This is a genomic window from Nonomuraea antimicrobica, assembly GCF_039536965.1.
In the GTDB taxonomy this organism is placed as follows: Bacteria; Actinomycetota; Actinomycetes; order Streptosporangiales; family Streptosporangiaceae; genus Nonomuraea; species Nonomuraea antimicrobica.
Window position 1 is genome coordinate 108,705 of record NZ_BAAAZP010000009.1, and the last position, 7,321, is coordinate 116,025.

Genomic DNA, 7,321 nt, shown 5'->3' on the forward strand with positions numbered 1-7,321 from the left:
GCTCCCGGAGCGGAGGCCGTGGCCGTGATGCGGGCAGCTTCCGGAGCGGAGGCCGGGCCGTGACGCGGGCGGCTTCCGGTGCGGAGGCCGGAAGCGTGATGCGGGCGGCGGTCTTTCGCGGTGGCCGGGACATCCGGGTCGAGCGGCTGCCCGTGCCGTCGCCCGGACCCGGTGACGTGCTGGTCCGGGTGGACTCGGCCGGGGTCTGCGGCAGCGACGTCCTTTCCTACCGCGGCCTCGGGCCGTGGCAGGCCGGCCCGGATCGTCCGGACGGCGACGGGCACGAGCTGAGCGGGACCGTCGCCGCCCTCGGACCGGGGGTCACCGGGCTCGCGGTCGGCCACCGGGTCGCCGTGGAGCCGATCCACCTGGCGAGTTGCGGGACGTGCGAGCGGTGCCGGGCCGGGCGCACGTACCTGTGCGGGGACCGTGGCCTGATCGGCAGCGTGCACACCCACAGCCGCGGCTTCGCCGAGTACGACCTCGCCCCGGCCGCCCACGTCCACCCCCTGCCGGACGGCGTCGGCCTGGAGGAGGCCGCGATCCTGGACTGCTACGCCTGCGCCGTGCACGCCCTGCACCTCAGCCCGCCGCCGCCCGGAGCACCGGTGCTGGTCATCGGCAGCGGCGCCATCGGGCTGACCCTCGGGCAGGTGGCCCGCGCGCTCGGCCACCCGGTCACGATGCTCGGCCACCGCCCCGGCTCGCTCCGCCTGGCGACCGAGCAGGGCGCCGCCGACGAAACGATCGACACCCTCTCCGGCGCCCTGCCCTCCGGCGGGTTCGCCACCGTGTACGACGCCGCGGGCAACCCCGACACCTCGCTCGCCGAGGCGCTCGACCTCGTGGCCCCGGGCGGCGAGGTGGTGGTCGTGGGCGTGTACGCCACCGGACCCCGCTTCGACCCGCACGTCGCCTACCAGCGCGAGGTCTCGGTGCGCTGGTCCAACAGCTACGGCCGGTGCGTGGACGGCGTGCCGGACTTCCGGCGGGCGCTCGACCTGCTCGCGCGGGGCGAGGTCAGGGCCGCCGGGCTGATCACCCACAGGTTCGCGCTGGACGACATCGGCGACGCGTTCGCCACGCACCTCGACCGGGCCGCCGGGGCCGTGAAGATCCTCATCAAGCCCGGAGCCGGGCCGTGACCCCGCTGGTGCTCGCCATCGACCAGGGCACGACCTCGACCAAGGTGGCCGCCGTGGACGCCACCGGCCGCATCGTCGCCCGCGTCTCCCGGCCGACGGCCGTGTTCAGGGACGGCGACGGGCGGGTGGAGGCCCGGCCGGGCGACTGGTGGGCGGCGGTCGCCGGGTTGATCGGCGAGCTGGGCGGCGAGGTTCCGCCGGCCGCCGTACGGTCGGTCGCGATCTGCGGCTTCATGCACACCCTGGTCCCGTTCGGGCGGGCCGGGCCGTACGACGACGTGGCCGTCCCGCTGCCCGGCGACCGGCGACCCGGGGTGGACGAGGCCGCCTTCGCCGGCGTCGGCTCGGCCGGTGGGCGCGCCGCCCTGGCCAGGTTCGCCGCGTGGGCGGCCGGACGGAACCTGGACCTGGCAACGGCCGTCACCGTCAAGGACTACCTGCGAGCCAAGCTGACCGACGCCGTCCCGGCCGCCGCGCGGCGAGCATCTCGGAGGGCCGCCCATCGCGACGGCGGTGTGGTCGCGACCGACCGGTACGACGGTGCCGGGTGCGGCCTGCTGGTCGCGGGAACCGGGGAGCCGGAGTCGAGCGCGGTCGCGCTGCTGCGGAGCCTGGGAGGTGAGCCGCCGCCCATGCTGGGGCCCGCCGAGGTCGCGGGTACGGTGAGCGCGCGGGCCGCCCGGCTGACCGGCCTGCCCGCCGGGATCCCCGTCGCCGTCGGCACCGGCGACTGGGCGGCCACCTGCCTGGGGATCGGCGCGGTGCTCCCCGGGCGCGGCTGCCTCTACCTGGGCACCTCGGCCGCGTACGGCGGCTTCCCCGACGAAGCGGCGCTGCGCGAGGTGGCGCCGCCGCGCTGCGCGACCGTCGCCGTCGGCGGCGGCGCGCTGCTCGGCTGGGCCGGACGCCTGCTCTTCGGACCACCACCCGGCGAAACCACCGCACACAGCGTGTCCGGGGTGCGCGGAGAGCCCACGACGTGGGGCGAGGCCGCGGCGGTCCGGGCGTTGCTCGACGCGGCCGAGCGAGGGCGCCCCGGTACGGGTGGCGCCCGCTTCGTCCCCGGCTTCGCCCTCGCCGCCGGGCCACGGGAACGCGGCCTGGGCCGGGGAGAGCTGCGTGGCCTGGGCCCGGACGTGAGCCGCGAAGACGCCGCCAGAGCCGTGGTGGAGGGCGTCGCCATGGGACTGCGCCGGTGCCTCGCGCCGCATCTCACCGGCGACCTCACGGTGTGCGGCGGCGGCGCCCGCGACCCGCGCTGGGTCCAGGTGCTGGCCGACGTGCTGGGCAGGCCGGTCACGGTGGCCGGGGAGCCGGACGCGGCGAGCACGGGCCTGGGCGTGCTGGCCTGGCGAGCCCTGGGGAAGGAGGCGGATCGATCCGCGCCCGCGCCCGCGCTGACCGTGGAGCCCCGCCCGGCAGCCACCGGCCACTACGCCGATCGCTACGCCGAATTCACGTCAGCGCTCGTCTCAGGGCTCCCGGGGCTCTCGTCAGGGCGCTCGGCTAACGATTCGGCAGATCTCTTGCGCGGTTAACGCAATATGGACAAGATGGGAACCTGTCTGACAGTCGGGTAGCCAGGCACCCCAAGGGGCAATGCGCACCCGTCGCTGGTCAGACAGGAGGGCACACCGATGCCGGCAGGCGATCCAACTCGAGACGACGCCCATTCAACGCACAAAGAAGGATTCGAGATGGGGAAGACACAAAGCCTGACGGCGGTGATCGTGGCTGCCGCGGTAGCGATGACCGCGTGCGGCGGCGGGGGGACGGGTGCCGCCGAGCAGAAGGAGCTGAGCGTCTGGTTCAACGATCCGGGACCGAAGCTCCAGGAAACGGTGAAAGGGCTGATCTCGGGATTCGAGAAGGCCAATCCAGGGGTGAAGGTCAGCCTGCGCTTCATCGGCGGGGCCGACACCCACCAGCAGTTCGTGACCGCGATCGCCGGAGGGGCGCCGCCCTGTGTGGCCACCCTCGGCAACACCTGGACGCCCGAGTTCGCCCAGATGGGGGCGCTGGCGCCGGTGGACCTCACGCCCGAGCAGGCCAAGCAGAAGTTCGTCGGCTCGATGGTGGACAGCGTCACGAACGACGGCAAGATCTACGGATATCCCTACAACGTCGCCAACAGGGCGCTCGTCTACCGCAAGGACCTGCTGGAGAAGAGCGGCCTCGACGTCCCCAAGACCTGGGACGAGACCAAGGCCGCGGCCGCCAAGCTGGCCGCGGACAACAAGGCGGAGGGCATCGCCGGCTTCGGCATCGTCGGCGGTGAGATCTGGTACTACCTGCCGATGGTCTGGAACTGGGGCGGCGAGATCGCCACCCAGCAGGACGGCAAGTGGACGGCGACCATGAACACGCCACAGGCCAAGGCCGCCTTCGACTTCTACGCGAGCATGGTGCGCGACGACAAGGTCGCCCCCGCCGAGTCGGCCGGCTGGCTCGGCCCCGACGCGGTCAAGAGCCTCGGTCTCGGCAAGGTCGCGATGGGGCTGTTCGGCCCCTGGCAGATCAAGCAACTCGTCGCCGAGAAGCCCGAGCTGAAGGAGCAGCTCGGCGTCGCGCTCATCCCGTCGGGCCCCAGCGGGAACAACGACACCTTCGCCGGCGGCAGCAACCTGGTCGTCTTCAACCAGTGCCAGGCCAAGGCGGAGGCCACGGCGCTGCTGCACTACATGGTGCAGCCCCAGAACGTCACCCAGTACACCTCCGGCATCGGCATGCTGCCCGCCGCGCTCGACGGCATGAAGGCCGAGGCGGAGACCGGCTCGTTCGCCGACGACCTGTTCCGGCCGTTCGTCGAGCAGGCCCAGCACACCCGCTACATTCCCACCGACCCCGGCTGGGGCCGCATCGAGGGCAAGGGCTCGATCATCAACGCCATGCAGGCGCTGATCGGCGGGAAGTCCGACGTCAACACCACCATGTCGGACCTGAACACCGAGATGAACGCCGCCTTCGGCGGGTGATGCAGGTGGCCGACCACCCCCAGAGGATCGCCGCCCGGTTCACGGCCGCAGGCTCCCGCGCACGACGTACCTCCTCCGCCAACCGGCGGACGAAGCTGCTGCCCTGGCTGCTCATGGCCCCGACCGCGATCAGCGTCATCGCGGTCATCGGCTACCCGCTGGTGCAGACGGTCTGGCTCTCCCTGCACGAGGGCCAGGGTTTGATGACCGGCGAGTGGGTGGGCCTCGGCAACTACGTCGAGATGTTCACCACGCCCGCCACGCAGGCCGCGTTCGTCCGTACGCTGGTGCTCACGGCCGTGACCGTGGGCGGCGCGATGCTCATCGCCTTCCTGACGGCGCTCGTGCTCAACTCGGGGCTGCCGGGGATGCGGCTCCTGACCGTCCTGGTGGTGCTGCCCTGGGCGATGCCCAGGGTGTCGGCGGCCATCTTGTGGAAGTGGGCGTTCGACAGCCAGTACGGGCTGGTCAACTGGGTCCTGGTCGCGCTGGGCATGGACCAGTTCGAGGGGTTCAGCTGGTTCAGCACGGGGCCGAGCGCCCTGGTCGTGGTGTCCGTCGCGATCATCTGGGCCAAGGTGCCGTTCCTGGCGATCGCCCTGCTGGCGGCGCTGAGGTCGGTGCCGGGCGATCTGGTCGAGGCCGCGCGTCTGGACGGCGCCAACGCCTTCCAGACTCTCGTCCGCATCAAGCTGCCGATCATGCGGCCGGTGGTGATGGTGCTGCTCATCCTGGCCACCATCCAGGCGTTCCAGGCGTTCGACCACATCTTCGTGATGACGGTCCCGCCCGGCGGGCCGAACCACTCGACCGAGATCATCTCGCTGCTGACGTACCTGGAGGCGTTCGCCTTCCTGGACGGCGGGATGGGCTCCGCGCTCGCCCTGCTCAGCTTCGTCGTCCTGGCGCTGATCACCTACGTCTACGTCCGCGCCCAACGAGAGGAGCTGCGATGAGCGCCTCCGCCCTCCCGGCAGGTGTCCGCAGGCGCAGGGTGCTGCGCCGGGCCGGGCGCACGGCCCTGGGGCTCTGCGCCGTGGTCATCGGCGTGGTCAGCGTCTTCCCGTTCTTCTGGATGCTCCTCACGTCCGTCAAGCCGGACCGGGAGATCTTCACGGTCACGCCGCAGTTGTGGACCTTCAACCCGACGCTGGAGCGGTTCGAGCTGCTGCTGTCCGGGGAGATCGGCAGGCAACTGGTCAACTCGCTGGTCATCGCGCTCGGGGCGACCGGGCTGGCGATCCTGTTCGGGACGCTGGCGGCGTACGCGCTGTCGCGGTTCGACGTGCCGGGGCGGCGGATCATCGCGGTGGCGCTGCTGGCCATCCAGATGCTGCCGGCGATCGTGGTGATCATCCCGCTGTTCACGCTCTACCGTACGGTGGGGCTGCTGAACACGTACGCGGGCGTGATCATCGCGCACATGGCGCTGTCCGTGGCACTCGCGGTCTGGCTCGTCCGCGGCTTCCTGGCCGGCATCCCGGTGGCCCTCGACGAGGCCGCGATGGTGGACGGCGCCGACCGCAACCGGGTGCTGATCCACATCATCTTCCCCCTGGCGCTGCCCGGGATCGGCGTCAGCGCGATCTTCGCCTTCATCACGTCATGGAACGAACTGCTGATCGCGATGACGTTCCTGCAGCAGGAGGAGATGAAGACCCTCCCGGGCGCGCTCCAGCAGTTCACCAACCAGTACGGCACCGACTGGGGCGGGATCATGACCGCCAGCACGATCTTCGCCGTCCCGGTGATGATCTTCTTCGTCGCCATCCGCCGCTACCTGGTGGCCGGGATGGCGGTGGGCGCGGTGAAGGGATGACCTCCGGTGTCCGGCAGGCCCCGATGTCCGCAGACCCCGGTGTCCCACAGACCGGTATCCCACAGAAAGGAATCCCCATGGAACCGATGAAGGTCGCCGTGCTCGGCGCCGGCAACATCGCCATCCAGCCCAACGGTGTGCTGCCCAACCTGCACCACATCCCCGACAAGGCCGTGGTCACGGCGATCGCCGACCCGGTGGAGGAGAAGGCGGCCGAGGCGGCGCGGCGCTTCGGCATCCCGAAGTCGTTCACGTCCCTGGAGGACATGCTCGACTTCGGCGACTTCGACGCGGTCGTCAACCTCACCCCCATCCCCGTGCACGGCGAGACCTCGCTGAAGATCCTCCAGGCGGGCAAGCACCTCACCACCGAGAAGCCGGTCGGCGTCACCCTCGACGAGGTGGACGCCCTGGAGCGGGAGGCCACGGCCAGAGGGCTGTCCGTCGTCTGCGCGCCGCCGAACATGCTCTACCCCACACGCCGCGAGGCCCGGCGGCTGCTGGCGGCGGGCACCATCGGGCGGCTGTGCTTCGTCCGGCACCGCTCGTCCGGCCCCGGGCCGGGCAGCATCGCGTGGCCGAGCGACCCGAGCTGGTTCTACGAGAAGGGCTCGGGGCCGATGTTCGACATCGGCGTCTACAGCATGCACGAGATGATCGGCATCCTGAACCGGCCGGTCAAGCGGGTGTTCGGGTTCTTCGGCATCACCGACGCGATCAGGACCGTGCCGGCGGGGCCGTACCGGGGGCTGGAGATCCCGGTGACCGCCAATGACAACAACCTGGTGCTGATGGACTTCGGTGACTCGCTGTTCGGCGTGGTGGACGGGACGTACAACGTGTGGGCGGCCAAGTCCCCGCGCATGGAGGTCTTCGGCCGGGAGGGCGTCATGAACATGTGGCGCAACCTGAACGAGACGACCGGGCAGCAGCTTGAGGTGTACCGGGTGGACCAGGAACGTTCCGTGCGCGGCTGGTGGGACGTCGCCCTCGGCGACCTGAGGTTCGCGCAGCAGCACGTTGACGACCTGAAGCGGGCCCTGATCGTGGAGCACCTGGTGGACGTGGTACGCGGTGACCGGCAGAACGAGCTGCCGCTCGACCAGGCCAGGCACGCGCTGGAGATCATGCTGAAGGCCGAGCAGGCGGGCGAGACCGGGGAGGCGATCGAGCTGACCACCACGTTCGAGCCCATCCGCTTCGACCCGGGCGTCAAGGAGGAGGCCCTGGTCCATGGCTGACCTGCCCGCGCCGGTGCTCAGATTCGGGGTGATCGGCCTGAGCAGCGACCACGTCTGGGACATGCTGGCCGCCCTGCGCGAGCAGGAGGGCGTCGAGGTGGTGGCGGCGGCGGACCCGTCGCCCGCCCTGCGCGCGCGGGC

The 7,321-nt window shown here is 71.5% G+C and carries 7 protein-coding genes; all 7 read left to right on the forward strand.

The window, feature by feature from the left end:
• Positions 1–59: 59 nt before the first annotated feature.
• Positions 60–1,145, forward strand: coding sequence for a zinc-dependent alcohol dehydrogenase (locus ABD844_RS03320; protein WP_344872787.1), 1,086 nt, complete (start codon positions 60–62; stop codon positions 1,143–1,145).
• Complete coding sequence (locus ABD844_RS03325; RefSeq protein WP_344872789.1) at positions 1,142–2,683, forward strand: xylulokinase; 1,542 nt, start codon at positions 1,142–1,144, stop codon at positions 2,681–2,683. The genes ABD844_RS03320 and ABD844_RS03325 overlap by 4 nt, the downstream gene beginning before the upstream one ends.
• A gap of 159 nt (positions 2,684–2,842) precedes the next feature.
• On the forward strand, positions 2,843–4,120 hold the full coding sequence (locus ABD844_RS03330; protein ID WP_344872791.1) for an extracellular solute-binding protein: 1,278 nt from the start codon (positions 2,843–2,845) through the stop codon (positions 4,118–4,120).
• 5 nt (positions 4,121–4,125) lie between these two features.
• Complete coding sequence (locus ABD844_RS03335; protein ID WP_344872793.1) at positions 4,126–5,076, forward strand: carbohydrate ABC transporter permease; 951 nt, start codon at positions 4,126–4,128, stop codon at positions 5,074–5,076.
• Positions 5,073–5,939, forward strand: coding sequence for a carbohydrate ABC transporter permease (locus ABD844_RS03340; protein WP_344872795.1), 867 nt, complete (start codon positions 5,073–5,075; stop codon positions 5,937–5,939). Before ABD844_RS03335 ends, ABD844_RS03340 begins: the two co-directional genes overlap by 4 nt.
• A 77-nt stretch (positions 5,940–6,016) precedes the next feature.
• The gene (locus tag ABD844_RS03345; RefSeq protein WP_344872797.1) at positions 6,017–7,180 is read left to right on the forward strand and encodes a Gfo/Idh/MocA family protein; all 1,164 of its coding nucleotides are present in this window, start codon (positions 6,017–6,019) and stop codon (positions 7,178–7,180) included.
• On the forward strand, positions 7,173–7,321 hold a 149-nt coding region (locus ABD844_RS53030; protein WP_425568502.1), incomplete at its 3' end, for a hypothetical protein. The genes ABD844_RS03345 and ABD844_RS53030, both read left to right, overlap by 8 nt.